This is a genomic window from Mycobacterium sp. 4858 (assembly GCF_900240975.1).
Lineage (GTDB): Bacteria > Actinomycetota > Actinomycetes > Mycobacteriales > Mycobacteriaceae > Mycobacterium.
Genome location: NZ_LT968776.1, coordinates 2,358,143 through 2,374,888 on the forward strand (window position 1 = coordinate 2,358,143; position 16,746 = coordinate 2,374,888).

A 16,746-nucleotide genomic window follows, 5' to 3' on the forward strand; every position below is an offset into this window, starting at 1 on the left:
ATTACTCAGTCAATATAGAGCTTGGATCGGTCTTTAGGGTGTCGCGGCGAGTCGCTCGATCACTTCCGGTGGCACACCGGCCTCCCGGAGAACCTCGGCGGTGTGCTCCCCGAGGCGGGGGGTCCCTCGTCTGGGGCCATGGGGCACACCGTCGACCATCAAGGGTTGTCGGACGAAAGACTTCTCACCGTCCGGGGTCGCAATGGACTGAATCATGTTCCGGGCCAGGGTATTCGGGTCGCCGAGCACATCGGCTAGCGTGCTCACCCGGCCGTAGGGCACGCCGGCTCCGATCAGAACCTTGTCCCAGTGCCCGGCCGGTGACGTGACGATCCGTGCGGCGATCCGGCCGCGCAGGCGCTCGCGTTCCTCGATGCGCTCCGCGGCTGAAATGCCACCGATCTCAGGCAGGTCCAGCGTCACACAGAGGGCTTTCCAGAAGTGGTCCTCGAAGGCGATGCTCAACGAGATCCATTCGCCGTCGGCCGTGGCGAACAGGCCGTAACCCGGGTCCAGGCCCAACGTGTCGGGGGGATGGCCGTTGGCCGCCGGAACCAACCGTGTCGCCGCCAACGTCAACAGCGTGTCCAACATCGCGACGTCGTAGTGGCCGCCACGACCGGTGTTCATGGCCGCGACCACACCGGTGAGCGCAGCGAATGCGGCGAACATTCCAGCGCTCAGGTCCGCCAGTGCCAACGCCGGCGGATGCGGTTGGGCCTCAACGGAATCGAGCAATCCGGCCATCGCCTGGAAAGTCAGGTCGTGGGCGGGATGGTTCCGCAACGGGCTGTGCTGGCCGAAACCGGAGACCGAGACGTAGACCAGGCGGGGATGCCGGGTCAGGAGTTCGTCGGGTCCGAAGCCGAGCCGGGAGAGCACACCCGGCCGGAAGCCCTCGAGTAATACGTCAGCATCACTGATGAGCCTGCGGAATGCGTCCGCGCCGTCGGCGTCCTTGAGATCCAAGGCTACCGAGCGCTTGCCGCGGTTGAGTGCTTCGTAGTGCCCGGGGAACGCGCGCGAGGGGTCACCCCCGTTCGGGCGTTCGACCTGGATGACGTCAGCGCCGAGGTCGCTCAGCAGCAGCGTGGCGAACGGGCCGGGAAACTGCTCGGCGAGGCTGACGACGCGGATGCCCGCCAGGGGCGTGTCGGGGGTGGTCATGCCGAGACGGCGTAGCCGCCGTTGACGGGGTAGGTCTGTCCGGTGATCCATTCGCCGGCGGACGAAGCGAGGAACACCACCAGGCGCGCGGGATCGTCGGGCTCGCCGAAGCGCCTGATCACGTAGGAACGCAATGCCTTGTTGGTTACGTCGGGATTCTCGAGGGCGGTCGCCACACCGGGGGTATTGATTCCAGACAGGGCAACGCAATTCACCGTGATGCCGTAGCGGCCCACGGCCTTGGCGAGGCCGCGGGAGAAGCCCGCGGCGCCGGCCTTGGCGCCGCCGTACACCACGAGGTTGGGTTCACCGATGCGGCCCGCGTCGGAGATGACGTTGACGATGCGCCCGTACTCCCTGTCGACCATGCCGGGCAGGACCGCGCGGGACGCGTTGAGCACGCCGAAGAAGTTCGTCCCGATCCACGGCCCCCAGTCCTCGGGGCCGGTTTCCCAGAAGGGGGGCGCGGGTGCCATCGGGTCTTCGGCCGGCCCCGCGTTTCCCGCGTTGTTGACCAGGACATCGATGGCCCCCAACTCGTCGGAGGCCCTGCGCGTCATTGCCATCACCGCGTCGAATCGGGTCACGTCGCACTGGATCGGCAGTGCGGTGCCGCCACCGAACTCGATCTCCGCGGCGACCGACTTCGCGCGTTCCTCGTGGAAGTCGTTGACCACCACCGCCGCGCCCTGTTTGGCGCAGTGCAGCGCGACCGCACGCCCGACGCCCTGTCCGGCCCCGGTGACGAGCACGACGCGCCCCGACAAGCTCAGGAAGTTTTCGTCCGTCATGATGTGGCTCTCTTTCCGTTATCGTCCAACGTATTTCGGTGCGCGCTTCTCGTTGAATGCCGCAAGGCCTTCGCGCCAGTCGGCGGAGGTCTCGTGCAAGGCGGACTGTTCGAGCTCGAAGGTCAGGCCGACGTCCGGTGGCACCTGCAGGGCGGCATTGGCGAGCATCTTCATCCGGGCCAGGCCCGCGGGGCTCTTTGTCGCGATCTGCGCGGCGATCGCGTCGATCTCGTGTTCGAGCCGGTCGTCGTCGACGACAGCGACCAACAGATCGGTGCCCTCAAACCTTTCCGCGGGATGGAGCTGCCCGGTGAACATGAGATGTTTGGTCCGCGACAGCCCGAGTCGACGTGTCAGGCGAACCGAGGCGCCGCCGCCGGGAATCTGGCCGTAGGTGGCATGGCCGTCGCCAATGCGTGCGGAGCGGGAGGCGAGCGCCATGTCGCAGCACAGGACCAGTTCCAGGCCACCTCCGACGGTAATCCCCTGGATGGCCGCGATGGTCGGCATGTCGACGGACTCGAGCCGGTCGAACAGCTCACGGACGCGGCGCAGAAAGAGTTGACCGGGGCTGTAACGACCGGGCGGCCGCTCTTGGGCAGCCAGGGACTGCGCGTACGCCAGGTCGGCACCCGCGCAGAACGCGCGTCCCGTTGCCGCGATGACGATGCAGCGGGTTTCGGGGTCGCCGGCGGCTTGATCCAGACCGCGGTGCAACCCGTCGAGAATTTCCTGATTCAGCCCGTTCATCGCGGCGGGCCGATTCAACCGCAGCCATAGCGCGCTGTCGCGCCGTTCGACCAGAACCGCATCACTGCCAGTAGCCATGTCAATCCCTGCTCAAGATGGTGACCGCGCAGGCCGCGGCTTCGGGATGGCTGTAGCCGCCGGCGTTTTCGGCGAGGGCCCGGCGCGCGCCGCTGACCTGGCGGTCGCCGGCACGCCCGCGCAGCTGGGTCACGAGTTCGACGATCTGAGCCGCGCCGGTGGCGCCGACCGGATGTCCCTTGGACACCAGCCCGCCGCTGGTGTTGACCGGCAGGTCCCCGCCGAGGGCGGTCGCGCCGCTGCGCGCCAGTTTCGGACCTTCGCCCGGGGCGCACAGCCCCAGCTCCTCGTAGAGGATCAATTCGTTCGGCGAGGCGGCGTCGTGCAGCTCGACGACGTCGAGCTCGTCGGGACCGAAGCCGGCCTGCTCGTAGGCGGCCTCGGCGGTCCGGCGCTCCAGTGTCTGGCCGCCGCCACCGGGTATTCCCGTGCGCACCACCGACGCCCGCACCCGCACGGCCTCTGGCGAATTGGTGTCGTCCGTCGCGCGAAGCACCAGCGCCGCCGCGCCGTCGGCGACCGGCGAGCACATCAGCATTGTCAGTGGTTCGGCGATGAGCCGGCTTCCCAGCACCTCTTCGGGGGTCCGGCGAGTTCGGTACTGCGCGTGCGGGTTCAGCGCGGCATGACCGGAGTTCTTGGCGGCGACCGATGCGAAGTCCAACGGGGTTGCCCCGGAGCGGGCCATGTAGTCGCGCGTCTCCTGGGCGTAGACCTCCATGAAGAAGGACTCGGCGCCGTCCGTGCGGCCGGTCAGCTCCCGATTGAACTCCTCGAGCCGATCCACGTCCGCCGCCGTCGCCAGCGCATCCAGCACCGCGCGGGTGCCGCGGCCGCTCATCTTCTCGTTCCCGACGACCAGGACGGTGCGATACATGCCTGACAGGATCGCGGTGGCGGCCAGGTGTAGCGCCGTCGAGCTGCTGGCGCACGCGTTCTCGACGTTGACCAGCGGCGTCCCGGCCAACCCGGTACCCGAGACGACGACCTGCCCTCGGGTCATTTCCTGACCCGTCATCAGACCCCCGATGGCGTTGGCGTGGACGACAAGGTCGACGTCCCCCTCCGTCACGCCGGCGTCGGCGAGCGCGTCGGCGATTGCCGCCGTCCCGAGATCACGCAGCGACCTGTCGGGGAACTTGCCGAAGGACGTCATTCCCACGCCGACGATGCTCACGGTATCCATAGGCCTCCGAACTGCCAGTTTGTATTAAGTCGACATTCACTATTGCGAAATACTAACTGATAAGTCAAGATTGCCTGAGCGGAGACCCGCGTCACAGCGAAGGGACCTGTGAGGTGGACGTCACGAGACGACAGAGGAGCGATGTGTGACCACGACAGCGGCTATCGGGCCGGGCTACAGCAGCCTGATCGTCGAAGCGCTGACCCGGTATCCCGCCCGGGAGGCGTTCGTCCTGGGCGATCGTCGGGTCACCTATGCCGAAACCGCCGACACCACCGCCCGCATCCAGCGGGTGATGCACGACCACCGCGTGCGGCGCGGATCCGGTGTCGGGGTGCTCAGCCCCAACGCGCCCGAAGTCTTCATGACCCAGGCCGCTGCCTTCCTGTCGGGCGCCCGGTACAGCGGACTGCATCCGATGGGGTCGGTCAGCGATCACGTGTTCCTCTGTGACGACGCCGAAATCGAACTGCTGGTGGTGCACCCCAAGTTCGCGGAAGCCGCCGCAGCCGTCGCGGAGCGGGCCGCATCGGTGCGCCACGTGCTCGCGATCGGCCCCGACAGCGGCTTCCCGGACCTGCTGGAGCTCGCCGGCAGAATCGCACCGAGCCCGCTGCGGGCGCTTGCGGTCGACGAGGAGGAGGTCGGCTGGCTGCAGTACACCGGCGGGACGACAGGCAAGCCGAAGGGGGCCATGCTGTCCCACCGCGCCCTGGTTCAAGAGGTTCAAAGCCTGACCGCCGGCTGGGGTCTGCCGGAGAACCCGCGCTACCTGGCCGCGTCGCCGATCACCCACGCAGCGGTGCTGCCGTTGCTGCCGACGTTGTTGCGCGGCGGGACGGTGTTGCTGCAGCAGGGCTTCGACCCGGATGCGTGGCTGCGCGCCGTCGAGACCGAAAAGGTCAACTACACCTTCCTCGTGCCGACCATGCTCTACACGCTGTTGGACAAGACCGACCCGACCGCGGTCGACACCTCCTCACTGGAGAGCCTTGTCTACGGTGCGGCGCCGATGTCGGCGGCTCGCATCGAGGAGGCCCAAGAAGCCTTCGGCCCGGTCCTGCTGCAGGTATACGGACAAACCGAATGCATGGGCATGACGACGAGCCTGCGCAAAGACGAACACGACCCGGCCCGCCGGCCCGAATTGCTGGCCTCGTGCGGTCGCCCGGTGCCGGGCGTAGAGGTCCAACTGCTCGACGACGCCGGGTCGCCGGTAGCCGACGGGGAGATCGGGGAGATCGCCGTCCGCTCGCGAAACGTGATGAACGGCTACTGGAAACGCCCCGACGAGACCGCCGCCGCCCTGCGCGGTGGCTGGCTGCACACCGGCGACATGGCCCGCAAATCCGACGACGGATTCATCTACATCGTCGACCGCAAGAAGGACATGATCGTCACCGGCGGCTTCAACGTCTTCGCCAAGGAGGTCGAAGACGCCATCGCCGCACACGCCAACGTCTCTGCCGTCGCGGTGATCGGCGTGCCCGACGAGAAGTGGGGCGAGGCGATCACCGCCTTCGTCGTCGCCCGGCCCGACGCGACGATCGATGCGGACCAGCTGATCGCATCGGTGCGGGCCCGCAAGGGTCCCCATCAGGCGCCGAAACGGCTCGAGATCGTCACCGAACTTCCGATGACCGCGGTCGGAAAGATCGACAAGAAGGCGCTTCGTGCCCGGCACTGGGCCGATCGTTCGCGCCAAATCAATTGACCACCAACGCTACCGGCAATCCAACGCTTCGGGAGGAAGCCCCTGTGTCACCTTCGCCGTTCGTCCTCGACGAGGACCATCTCGCCTTCCAGCAAGACGTCCGCAAGTTCGCCCGGCGCGAATTCCTGCCCGGCTATCTCGACCGCGCGAATAGCACCGAGTTTCCCCACGGCGAACTCGTCCAGCTGGCGCAGGCCAACCTGACCACGCTATCGCTCTCGGAAGAGTTGGGCGGTCAGGGAGCAGACCTGCTCGCCGTCGGCATCGCATGCGAAGAAATCGCCTACGCCGACCCGAACATCGGTTACATCCTGTTCAGCACCAACAGCCTGGTGACCCTGCTGGCCGGGCACCCGTCCCCGGCCGTCGCCGCACACGCCGCCGCGGTCGCCAGCGGGCAGACGCTGGGCTGCTGGGCGGTCACCGAGCCCGGCGCCGGATCCGACGCCGCGGCAATGACCACCAAAGCGGTGCGGGTCGACGGCGGATGGTCGCTGAGCGGAGAGAAGACGTCCGTGACCCAGGCCCCTCACGCCGGCATCGCCGTCGTTCTCGCCCAGACCGACCCGTCCAAGGGCACCAGGGGAATCGGCTGCTTCCTGGTCGACATGACCTCCGACGCGGTGTCGTCGCAGAGCTTCGACGACCCGGGATTCAAGCCACTCGGGCGCGGATCGGTGACGATGGATAGTGCTTTCGTCCCCGACGACTGTGTAATCAGCGCTCCCGGAGCGGGATTCGGCGCCATCATGGCCGAGTTCGACCTGAGCCGCACACTGATCGGTCTGCTCACGGTCGGCACCGCCCAGCGCGCCATCGACATGGCGACGGCCTACGCGCGGGACCGCCGCAGCTTCGGCCGGCCGTTGGCGGCGCACCAGGGTGTCTCGTTCGCCATCGCCGAGCACACGACCTACCTCACCGCCGTGCGATCACTGGCCTATCACACGCTGGGTCTGCGCGCAGCCGGACAGCCGCACACCAAGGAGGCGGCGATGCTCAAATGGTGGGCGCCGAGGGTGGCGTTCAACGCCATCCAGGAATCGGTCGTTCTGCACGGGCAGGTCGGTTGGTCGAACGAAATGCCACTGCAGGCCATGTTGCGCGACGTGTCGGGCTACCAGATCGGCGACGGCACACCGCAAATTCAGAAGATGATCATCGCCCGGGATGTCATTGGCCGCGATGCCGTGACCGGCTGACCAAACCATGCCCCCAGGGCGCGGACCCGTCTGGCCGACGAGACCACGCCGCGGCGCTCTGCCCACGGCCAGGCGATTGGCCTGCGCTCAAACACAATTCGAAGGATAGGAAGCGGCAATGACCGAGCAGGTTCAGTATCAGATCGGCTGCGATATCGGCGGCACGTTCACCGACGTGACAGCGGTCGACAGCCGCGGCAACGTCTACTCCGACAAGTCCGACACCACCCCCGCCGATCTGAGCGTGGGGTTGGTCGCCGCGCTGGAAAACCTCGCCGAGCGGATCGGTGTGCCGCTGGGCCAGGTGTTGTCGCACACCACGCGCTTCGTCAACGGCACCACCGCGGTGACCAATTCGATCGCCGAACTGCGGGGCGCGCGCGTCGGGCTGCTGACCACGCAGGGATTCGGCGACAATCTTCTCATCGCCCGCTCGGCCCGCAGCGCCGAGCGGGATCACCACCGCCAGCTCAACATCCCGCAGATCGTCCCCCGCGAACGCATCGTCGAGGTGAACGAACGCGTCGACCGCAAAGGCGCGGTCGTCGTCCCGCTCAGCGACGCCGAGGCCCGCGCAGCGGTCCGGCGGCTGGTCGACATGGGCGTGGAGGCCATCGCCATCTCGCTGCTGTGGAGCTTCGCCAATCCTTACCACGAAGAGCTGCTCGCCGCCGCGGCCGCCGAGGAGGCGCCGGGGCTGTTCGTCAGCGTCTCGTCCCGACTGCACCCCGTGATCCGGGAATACGAACGCACCATGACGACCGTCCTCAACGCGTTCACCGGAATCCGGGTCGCGGAGTACACCGGTCGCATCGAGAAGGAACTCGGCGATCGCGGCCTGCGCACCCCGATCGGATTCATGCAGGGTTTCGGCGGGACGTTGACCGCCGACGAGGCCCGCGAACGTCCCATCACCCTCGTCGACAGCGGGCCGGCAGGCGGAGTGATCGGTGCCCAGGCGCTGGCCGCCCGCCTTGGCATCCACAATGTGGTCACCGCCGACATGGGCGGCACTTCCTTCGACGTCTCGGTGTTGCAGGGCAACAAGCCGTTGGTGACCCAGCGCGTCATGCTGCGCGATCAGTTCCTGACCGCCCTGCCCAAGATCGATGTACTGCCCATCGGTGCCGGCGGCGGCAGCATCGCCTGGGTCGACGCGCGTGGCATCCCGCAGGTGGGGCCGCGCAGCGCGGGCGCCGATCCGGGGCCGGTGTGCTACGGCAAAGGCGGGGTGGTGCCCACGGTCACCGACGCCTCGGCCGTCCTGGGACTGCTTGCGCCGCAGGCATTCCTGGGTGGACGCCGGGAGCTGGCGCTGGAACCGGCCCGACAGGCGATGGAAAGCGAAATCGGGAAGCCGCTCGACGTCGACGCCGTGCATGCCGCGGCGGCGGTCTACCGGATGGTCACCGCGAACATGAGTAACGCGGTGCGCACGGTGACTGTGGAGCGCGGGCACGATCCGCGCATCTTCAGCATGGTCGCCTACGGCGGGGCCCTGGGCATCTTCGCCGCCGACATCGCCCGCGAGGTCGGCATCCGGCAGGTCGTCATCCCCGCTGACGCCGCGGTCTTCTCGGCCACCGGCCTGCTCAACAGCGACGACGTGCGCACCAGGTCGCAATCGGCGATGTGGGCCGGCGGGGACGCGGGGCCCATCGCCGCGGCGCTCGGCGAGCTCGACGACGAACTGACCGCCACGCTGCGCGCCGCCGGATACTCCGACGACGCCATCGACGTGGTGTGGGAGGGCGAGTTCAAATACGCGGGCCAGCAGTGGGAGTTGCCGGTCTCGCTGCCGCGCAACCGCAACCTCGGCGCGGCCGACCTCACCGACGCCCAGAGGCGCTACGGCGAATTGTACGAAGCCGAGTACGGCTCGGGCAGCGCGTGGGTGGGCAGCCCGGTGGTGCTGGTGGCCGTCCGGGTCACCGCCACGGGACGGGTCTCGGCGCTGGAACCCGTGCCCGCGCAAGCGGTCCCGGACTCCGAACGGGTCCTGGCCCCCACCGGAAGCCGGCGCGTCTTCTTACCCCTGGAGGGGCGGGAGGCCGATGTGGCGGTCTACGACACCGGCAGCGCACGGGCCGGCCACGAGGTCGCCGGACCGGCGATTCTCGAGCATCCGCTGACCACCCTGCAGATCCCGCCGGGCTGGACCGCCCGCATCGACGAGTGGGGCAACTTCATCCTCACCGACCAGACCGCATCCACGACTCAGGAGAACGCGCAATGAGCACACCGACCATGCAACGCAGCGCCGCGGCAACCGAGCTGCCCGTCGACCCGGTCACGATCGAGATCTTCTCGAAGGCCTTGGAGAACGTCGCCCACGAGATGGGCGTGGTCATGATGCGCGCCTCGGGCAGTCCGGTGATCGCCGAAGCCGTCGACTTCTCGACGTTCATCGCCGACGCCGACGGCGACATCATCTGTTACGCCGGGTACATCACCATCTACATCGGCACCGCCCGTCAGGCGGTCAAGCACATTCTGGCCACGGTGCCGCGCGACCAGATCCGCCCGGGCGACCTGTTCATCTGCAACGACCCCTTCACCACCGGCAACGCGCACCAGGTCGACGTCGGGGTGGTGCGTCCCATCTTCTACGGGGACGAACTGATCGCCTGGTGCTGGGCCGAGGCGCACGTCAACGACTTCGGCGGCTTCGCGCCGGGGAGCATGGCGCCGATGGCGACCGAGACCTACGGCGAGGCGCTGCGCCTGCCCGGGGTCAAGATCGTCGACCAGGGCCGGCCGGTAAACGACATCTGGCGGATCATCGAAACCAACATCCGCGTGCCCAGCGTGGTGATGAACGACATCAGGTGCTTCATCGCCGCCTGCAACCGCTGCGACGACCGGCTCCAGGTGCTGATCGACAACTACGGCACCGACGCGTTCAAGCGCTACGTCGAAATCGCAAAGGACCTCGCGGAGAAGGCGGTTCGTGACCGGATCGCCGAGTTGCCCAGCGGCGTCTACACCGACGTCGACTACGAAGAGCACAACGGCCACACCGACGACATCTACCCGATCCGCTGCACCATGACCGTCGATGACGGCAACATCACGATGGATTTCAGCGAGTCATCGCCCCAGACAGACGGATTCGTCAACTGCAGCGCGGCGATCACCTTGGGCTGTGCCTTCAGCCCGGCCTTGTTCATGCTGTTTCCCGACCTGCCGATCAACCAGGGCACGCTGCGCCCGATCCAGGTGATCACCCGGCCCGGGACGATCTGCGACGTGCAGATGCCCGCGCCGGTGTCCGGCGGGCATCTCGAAACCGGGCTGCGGCTAGGCCGGCTGGTGACTCGGATGCTGGCCAAAATCCAGTCCCAGAGCAAAAGCCTATTTGTACGTGAACATCTGATGGCGCAATGGCAGGACTCGTGGAATGCCGGCTTCTTCTACGCGCCCAACGAGGACGGCGAACTGGTGCCTTTCCCGGACATGAACGGCGGCAGCGGCGGGGGCGGTGCGCAGCCCGTGGCCGACGGCATGGACGTCGCTGGAGCACTCGCCCAGCCGTCAAACAGCTTGCCTGACATCGAGATCAACGAGCTGGCCTATCCGATCCTGTATCTTTGGCGCAAGCTGTACCAGAACTCGGGCGGCCCGGGAAGGTTCCGCGGCGGCAACGGCCTGGAACTGGCGTGGACCCCCTGGTACACGCCGGGCGGTCAACAGCATGTCATGACCCCCTGCTGGCAGGTCGCGCCGACGGGCCAGGCCGGCGGATATCCCGCTTCGACAAGCGGTTTCACGCTGGTATCCGGTGCACGCGCCGATGCCATGCTGGCCGCAGGCCGAATGCCGACGTCTTTGGACGATTTCTCCGCCGCGCCAGAGTTGCTCTCCGGCAAACAGTTCGGCTTCTCGATCCAGGCCGGCGATGTCCTTCGTCTGCGCTCCGGGGGCGGTGCCGGCTACGGTGACCCGCTCGAGCGGCCCGCCGACGAGGTGGCCCTCGACGCCCGGTGGGGCAAGATCGACCGGCATGCGGCGGCCAACGCCTACGGTGTGATCCTCACCGACGACGGGGAACTCGACCGCGTGGCGACCCAGCAGCGCCGCGACGCCATCCGCGCCGAACGCCGGTCCTGGCCCATCGAGGACGGCCATGCGGTGCGGCGCACGCTGGCCGCCGACCGTCTGGCTGAGCTGGGCCAGTGGTGCCAGCCGCGCCAGGGCATCGAGCTTGTCGAAGTCGCCGACCCGGTCACCGGCGAACTGATCAGCGCCGACATCAGCGTGCGGGAGGCATAGGTGCCTTGCTACTTCCTTGCGGTCGTCGACAAGCATGACCGGCAGCGCTACGCCGACTACTCCAAGGCCAATGTGGAGCTTCTCTCGGGACTCGACGTCAAAGTGCTTGCGGTCAGTGACGACATCAACGTCCAGGAAGGCGAATTCGACGCCACCACAGTGGTGCTGCTCGAGTTCGCCGACGACCGCGAGTTCCGCAAGTGGTTCGACAGCGACCAATACGCCGCGGTCAAACCCATCCGGCTGAAGTCATCGACGGCGAAGTTCGCGGTGACTTTCGGTGAGGACGCCTGAGTGCAGGCGATCACTTATCAAGGCCCGGACACCGTGGGGCTCGAGCAGGTCAAGGATGCGCGACTGCCCGACGACCTGGGCGCCGTCGTACGGGTTACTGCAGCGGGGATCTGCGGCAGCGACCTGCATATCTATCACGGCCACGGCTTCAGCGATGACATCGGGTACGCGCTCGGACACGAGGCGGTCGGTGAAGTCGTCGAAATCGGCTCCCGGGTAACGAGGTTCGCTGTTGACGACCGAGTCCTCGTCCCGGCCTCGGTCGGCTGCGTATTCTGCGCGGCGTGCGCCACCGGCCACGTCACCGCCTGCGAGCATCGGCGTCAACCGTGGAAAGAGTCCTGCTACGGCATGAGTCACCGGCTGCCCGGTAGCCAGGCGGAATTCGTCGCGGTCCCGCACGCCGACCGAAACCTGTTCACCGTTGCCCCCTCGGTGTCCGACGACGCCGCCCTGGCACTGACCGACAACGCGCCAACCGCGTGGTACGGCGCACGCCGCGCCGGGGTGTGCCCCGGTGACACCGTCGTGGTGATCGGCGGCGGCCCCGTCGGTCAGTTGGCGGTGCAGTCAGCCTTCCTGCAAGGCGCGGCGCGGGTACTGATCGCCGAGCCCGTCGATCACCGCCGCAAGGCGGCCGAGTCGCTCGGCGCCGAGCCGATCGAAGCGACCGACCCCAAGGCGCACATCCGCGAGCTCACCGCGGGGGAGGGTGCGGACGCGGTCATCGAGGCGGTCGGCCGGGACGAAACGATCGCGCTGGCAATCAGCGCCGCCCGCCGAGCGGGCCGCGTCAGCGTCATCGGCGTCAGCCAGAACGACGCGTTCCCCTTCCGGATGCAAGCGGTGCAAACAAAGGAGCTCCAGTTCAGCGCCGGGTTGTGCTCCGCGCAGCGCGAACTGCCGACCCTGCTCGCGTTGACCGCGGCGGGCCGCCTCGACCCGGCGGTCGTGGTGTCCCATCACCTGGCATTGGCAGAAGCCCCGGCAGCCTACGCGATGCTCGCCGAGCGCACCGCAGGCGTCGGCAAGATCGCACTCCGACCCCATGGTGCCGTCGCGTGAACGCTCAAGCGGGACGCGTCGCCGTCGTGACCGGCGCCAGCCGCGGCATCGGCCTGGCGATCGCGCAACGCCTCGTCGATGACGGGGCCACCGTGTGCATCACCGGCCGCAAAGAAGCCGACCTGCGGCGCGCCGTCGAACAGCTCGGCTCCACACACGCCCTCGCCGTCGCCGGTCACGCCGATGACCCTGACCATCAACGCCGCGTCATCGACACGGTGATGGAAAGCTTCGGCCGTATCGACCTGCTGGTCAACAACACCGGCATCAACCCCATCTTCGGTGCGTTGGCCGACCTGGACCTGGTCGCCGCACGCCGCACCGTCGAGGTGAACTGCCTGGCAGCGCTGTCGTGGACCCAACGGGTACACACCCGCTGGATGGCTCACAACGGCGGCGCCGTCGTCAATGTCGCCTCGATCGCCGGACTGATCGCCGCACCCGGAGTCGGCTTCTACGGAGCAACCAAGGCAATGCTCATGCACCTGACCAAACAACTGGCCATCGAGATGGCGCCGCAGACGCGGGTCAACGCGGTTGCTCCCGCGGTGGTCAAGACCCAGTTCGCCGCCGCCCTCTATGAGAACCGAGAAGAGGAAGTCGCCAGCCACTACCCACTGCGACGGCTGGGCACGCCCACCGATGTCAGTGCGGCAGTGGCGTTTTTGCTCTCCGATGACGCCGGATGGATCACTGGGCAGACACTGACCATCGATGGCGGCGTGACGCTGGCCGGTGGTGACGCATGACCGACACTGCCAGCGGCGACGGGCCGCCGGGTCTGGACCTGGATTCGTTGCAGCGTTGGCTCGACGGCGCGCTGCCCGGCCAGCTCGCCGGCCCGCTGACTGCCACGCTGCTGGCCGGGGGTCGGTCGAACCTGACCTACCTCATCGAAGACCAGCAGCGCCGTTGGGTGCTGCGCCGCCCGCCGCTAGGCCATGTCCTGGCCACCGCACACGATATGCACCGCGAATACCGGGTGATAGCCGCCCTGCACAACACCGCGGTGCCCGTCCCCAGGGTGCACCTCCACTGCGACGACACCGCGGTGATCGGCGCCCTGTTCTACGTGATGGAGTTCATTGACGGCACGGTCTACCGCGACGCCGATCAACTCGCTGCCGTCGGCCCTGCCGGCGTGTCGGCGATCGCCGCGAACATGGTGACCACGTTGGCCGATCTGCACCGCGTCGACATCGACCGGGTCGGTCTGGCCGATCTGGGCCGGCCCCGCGGCTATCTACAACGCCAGGTCAATCGCTGGGTCTGCCAGCTGCAGGCATCACGCAGTAGACCCTTGCCGCACGCCGATCAGTTGATCGAGCTGCTGCAACGCCACCTGCCCGCTGACCACCAGACCGCCCTGGTGCACGGTGACTTCCGTCTGGACAACCTGCTGATCTCGGGCACCACGGTGCGCGCGGTCATCGATTGGGAGATGGCCACTTTGGGCGATCCACTCACAGATTTGGCACTGCTGATCATCTATGGTCGGTTGCCCGCGCTGGTGAAAACGCCCGCCCTGCCCGATGTGAGTTGCGCACCGGGCTACCCCTCTGAGTCAGAACTGCTGAGCCGCTACGCCGCGAGCACCGGCCGGCAGCTGCAGTCGATGGCCTTTCACCTCGCCCTGGCCTGCTTCAAGCTCGCGGTGATCCTCGAGGGCATCCACTACCGGCACGCCCAGGGCCACACCGTCGGTGCGGGATTCGAGTCGATCGGCGCGGCTGTCCCGCCGCTCCTCGAGGCCGGGATTCATGAATTGACCACACCTGCAAGGGATTTCTGATGGACTTCGCTTTCGATGCCGTAACCTTGGAGCTGCGAGCCCGGCTGACCGCCTTCATGGCCGAGAACGTGCACCCCGCCGAGAAACAGTTCCGTGATGACCTGCGTGCGCTGAGTGATCCCTGGGCCTGGTCTCAGACCCCCACGATCCACCGCCTGCGCGAGCAGGCCCGCGCGCAGGGATTGTGGAACCTGTTTCTACCCGGCACCGACGGCGGGGGGCTGACCAACCTGCAATACGCGCCGCTGGCCGAAATCACCGGGCGCAGCCTGGCTTTGGCCCCTCCGGCGCTGAACTGCTCGGCGCCGGACACCGGCAACATGGAGGTGCTGTCGATGTTCGGCACCAACGCGCAGAAAGAGCAATGGCTCCACCCGCTGCTGGCCGCCGAGATCCGCTCGTCCTTCGCCATGACCGAACCGGCCGTCGCTTCCTCCGATGCCACCAACATCGCCACCCGGATCGAGCGCGACGGCGACGACTACGTCATCAACGGCCGCAAATGGTGGATCACCGGTGCGATGAACCCCGATGCCGCCGTTTTCATCGTGATGGGAAAGACCGACCCCACGGCGGCCCGACACCGACAGCACAGCCAGATCCTCGTTCCTCGAGACACCCCAGGGGTCAGCGTCACGCGGGGGATGGATGTCTTCGGCTACGACGACCACGACCACGGCGGACACGCGGAGATCGAATTCCGCGACGTCCGCGTGCCGGCCGACAACCTCATCGGCACCGAAGGCGACGGCTTCGCTATCGCCCAGGCGCGGCTCGGGCCGGGCCGAATCCACCATTGCATGCGCGCAATTGGGGTTGCCGAACTCGCCTTCGAACTCACCTGCCAGCGAGCCTCAGACCGTGTCGCCTTCGGTCGACCGCTAGCCGAACAAGGAATAGTCCGGGACTGGATCGCCGAGGCACGGGTGCGGATCGAACAGCTCCGGCTGCTAGTCCTCAAAACGGCGTGGCTGATGGACCAGGTCGGAAACCGCGGAGCGCACCGCGAAATTCAGGCAATCAAGATCGCCACCCCCCGAACCGTGGAATGGGTGTTGGACAAGGCCATCCAAGTACATGGCGCCGCTGGCCTCAGCCAAGACCTTCCCCTCGCCGCCGCCTTCGCCAGCATTCGCACCCTGCGCTTTGCCGACGGCCCCGACGAAGTTCACAAGAACGCTCTTGCGAAATCTGAAATCGCAATTCGGCAAGGTGCTGTCCGCGTTGACGAGACTCCCGCAGAGGAGAGGATCGGTGCCTGAGCGCCCGTCGTTCGATCTGTTCCAGTTGCCCGAGGAACACCAGGAGTTGCGGGCGGCGATCCGTGCGTTGGCGGAGAAGGAGATCGCCCCGCACGCCGCCGATGTCGATGAGAACTCGCGGTTCCCGGATGAGGCGCTGGCGGCGTTGAACGCGTCGGGCTTCAACGCGGTGCACGTGCCCGAGGAGTACGGCGGGCAGGGTGCGGACTCGGTGGCGGCGTGCATCGTGATCGAGGAGGTCGCCCGGGTTGATGCGTCGGCGTCGCTGATTCCCGCGGTGAACAAGCTGGGCACCATGGGGCTGATCCTGCGGGGGTCGGACGAGCTGAAGAAGCAGGTGCTGCCCTCGATCGCCGACGGTTCGGCGATGGCGTCCTACGCGCTGAGCGAGCGGGAGGCCGGCAGTGATGCGGCGTCGATGCGTACCCGGGCCAAGGCCGACGGGGAGGGCTGGATCCTCAACGGCGCCAAGTGCTGGATCACCAACGGCGGCAAGTCGAGTTGGTACACGGTGATGGCGGTGACCGACCCGGACAAGGGCTCAGGCGGCATCTCGTCGTTCATGGTGCACGCCGACGACGAGGGTTTCACCGTCGGTCCCAAGGAACGCAAGCTGGGCATCAAGGGCTCACCGACCACCGAGCTGTATTTCGAGAATTGCCGCATCCCCGGCGACCGGATCATCGGCGAGCCGGGCACCGGCTTCAAGACCGCGCTGGCGACGCTGGACCACACCCGGCCCACGATCGGCGCCCAGGCGGTGGGGATCGCCCAGGGCGCGCTGGACGCCGCGATCGCCTACACCAAGGATCGCAAGCAGTTCGGCCGCCCGATCAGTGATAACCAGGGCGTGCAGTTCATGCTCGCCGACATGGCGATGAAGCTGGAATCCGCCCGGCTGATGGTCTATCACGCGGCGGCGCGCGCCGAGCGCGGCGAATCCAACCTGGGCTTCATCTCCGCGGCGTCCAAGTGCTGGGCCTCTGACGTCGCGATGGAGGTGACCACCGACGCGGTCCAGCTCTTCGGCGGCGCCGGCTACACCGTGGACTTCCCGGTCGAGCGGATGATGCGCGACGCCAAGATCACCCAGATCTACGAGGGCACCAACCAGATTCAGCGCGTGGTCATGTCACGGGCGCTGCTGAAATAGCACCGGAATATGGGGATTTC

General features: G+C 67.4%; 14 protein-coding genes. 10 read left to right on the top strand and 4 right to left on the bottom strand.

Annotation, left to right across the window (positions count from 1 at the left end; genetic code table 11):
• Nucleotides 1–33 precede the first annotated feature (33 nt).
• From C1737_RS19595 to C1737_RS19610, 4 genes are read right to left on the bottom strand one after another with little or no spacing between them, the layout of a single operon-like run.
• The gene (locus C1737_RS19595; protein ID WP_067926204.1) at nucleotides 34–1,167 is read right to left on the bottom strand and encodes a CaiB/BaiF CoA-transferase family protein; all 1,134 of its coding nucleotides are present in this window, start codon (nucleotides 1,165–1,167) and stop codon (nucleotides 34–36) included.
• Entirely contained in the window at nucleotides 1,164–1,958 is a 795-nt protein-coding gene (locus C1737_RS19600) for an SDR family NAD(P)-dependent oxidoreductase (RefSeq protein WP_067926206.1), read from the bottom strand. Before C1737_RS19600 ends, C1737_RS19595 begins: the two co-directional genes overlap by 4 nt.
• An 18-nt stretch (nucleotides 1,959–1,976) precedes the next feature.
• On the bottom strand, nucleotides 1,977–2,786 hold the full coding sequence (locus C1737_RS19605) for an enoyl-CoA hydratase/isomerase family protein (protein ID WP_068098123.1): 810 nt from the start codon (nucleotides 2,784–2,786) through the stop codon (nucleotides 1,977–1,979).
• Nucleotide 2,787: 1 nt separating this feature from the next.
• The gene (locus tag C1737_RS19610) at nucleotides 2,788–3,972 is read right to left on the bottom strand and encodes a thiolase family protein (protein WP_102419233.1); all 1,185 of its coding nucleotides are present in this window, start codon (nucleotides 3,970–3,972) and stop codon (nucleotides 2,788–2,790) included.
• A gap of 145 nt (nucleotides 3,973–4,117) precedes the next feature.
• Here C1737_RS19610 and C1737_RS19615 point away from each other — a divergent pair, with 145 nt between their 5' ends.
• From C1737_RS19615 to C1737_RS19660, 10 genes are all read left to right on the top strand, one after another.
• Complete coding sequence (locus C1737_RS19615) at nucleotides 4,118–5,686, top strand: AMP-binding protein (RefSeq protein WP_102419234.1); 1,569 nt, start codon at nucleotides 4,118–4,120, stop codon at nucleotides 5,684–5,686.
• A gap of 44 nt (nucleotides 5,687–5,730) precedes the next feature.
• Nucleotides 5,731–6,888, top strand: a complete 1,158-nt coding sequence (locus C1737_RS19620; RefSeq protein ID WP_067926219.1) for an acyl-CoA dehydrogenase family protein — start codon at nucleotides 5,731–5,733, stop codon at nucleotides 6,886–6,888.
• A gap of 118 nt (nucleotides 6,889–7,006) precedes the next feature.
• Nucleotides 7,007–9,124, top strand: a complete 2,118-nt coding sequence (locus tag C1737_RS19625) for a hydantoinase/oxoprolinase family protein (RefSeq protein ID WP_102419235.1) — start codon at nucleotides 7,007–7,009, stop codon at nucleotides 9,122–9,124.
• Nucleotides 9,121–11,160, top strand: coding sequence for a hydantoinase B/oxoprolinase family protein (locus tag C1737_RS19630; protein ID WP_102419236.1), 2,040 nt, complete (start codon nucleotides 9,121–9,123; stop codon nucleotides 11,158–11,160). Before C1737_RS19625 ends, C1737_RS19630 begins: the two co-directional genes overlap by 4 nt.
• Nucleotides 11,161–11,454, top strand: coding sequence for a DUF1330 domain-containing protein (locus tag C1737_RS19635; protein WP_068098117.1), 294 nt, complete (start codon nucleotides 11,161–11,163; stop codon nucleotides 11,452–11,454).
• Entirely contained in the window at nucleotides 11,455–12,519 is a 1,065-nt protein-coding gene (locus C1737_RS19640) for an alcohol dehydrogenase catalytic domain-containing protein (protein WP_068098116.1), read from the top strand. It begins immediately after the preceding gene.
• Nucleotides 12,516–13,268 carry an SDR family oxidoreductase gene (locus C1737_RS19645; RefSeq protein WP_102419237.1) on the top strand — a complete coding sequence of 251 codons (753 nt, stop codon included), beginning with the start codon at nucleotides 12,516–12,518 and terminating at the stop codon, nucleotides 13,266–13,268. The genes C1737_RS19640 and C1737_RS19645 overlap by 4 nt, the downstream gene beginning before the upstream one ends.
• Nucleotides 13,265–14,311 carry a phosphotransferase family protein gene (locus tag C1737_RS19650; RefSeq protein ID WP_102419238.1) on the top strand — a complete coding sequence of 349 codons (1,047 nt, stop codon included), beginning with the start codon at nucleotides 13,265–13,267 and terminating at the stop codon, nucleotides 14,309–14,311. Before C1737_RS19645 ends, C1737_RS19650 begins: the two co-directional genes overlap by 4 nt.
• Nucleotides 14,311–15,573, top strand: coding sequence for an acyl-CoA dehydrogenase family protein (locus C1737_RS19655; RefSeq protein WP_068098113.1), 1,263 nt, complete (start codon nucleotides 14,311–14,313; stop codon nucleotides 15,571–15,573). The genes C1737_RS19650 and C1737_RS19655 overlap by 1 nt, the downstream gene beginning before the upstream one ends.
• Nucleotides 15,566–16,726 (top strand): acyl-CoA dehydrogenase, encoded by a 1,161-nt coding sequence (locus tag C1737_RS19660; RefSeq protein ID WP_102419239.1) that lies wholly within the window; start codon nucleotides 15,566–15,568, stop codon nucleotides 16,724–16,726. Before C1737_RS19655 ends, C1737_RS19660 begins: the two co-directional genes overlap by 8 nt.
• Nucleotides 16,727–16,746: the final 20 nt, after the last annotated feature.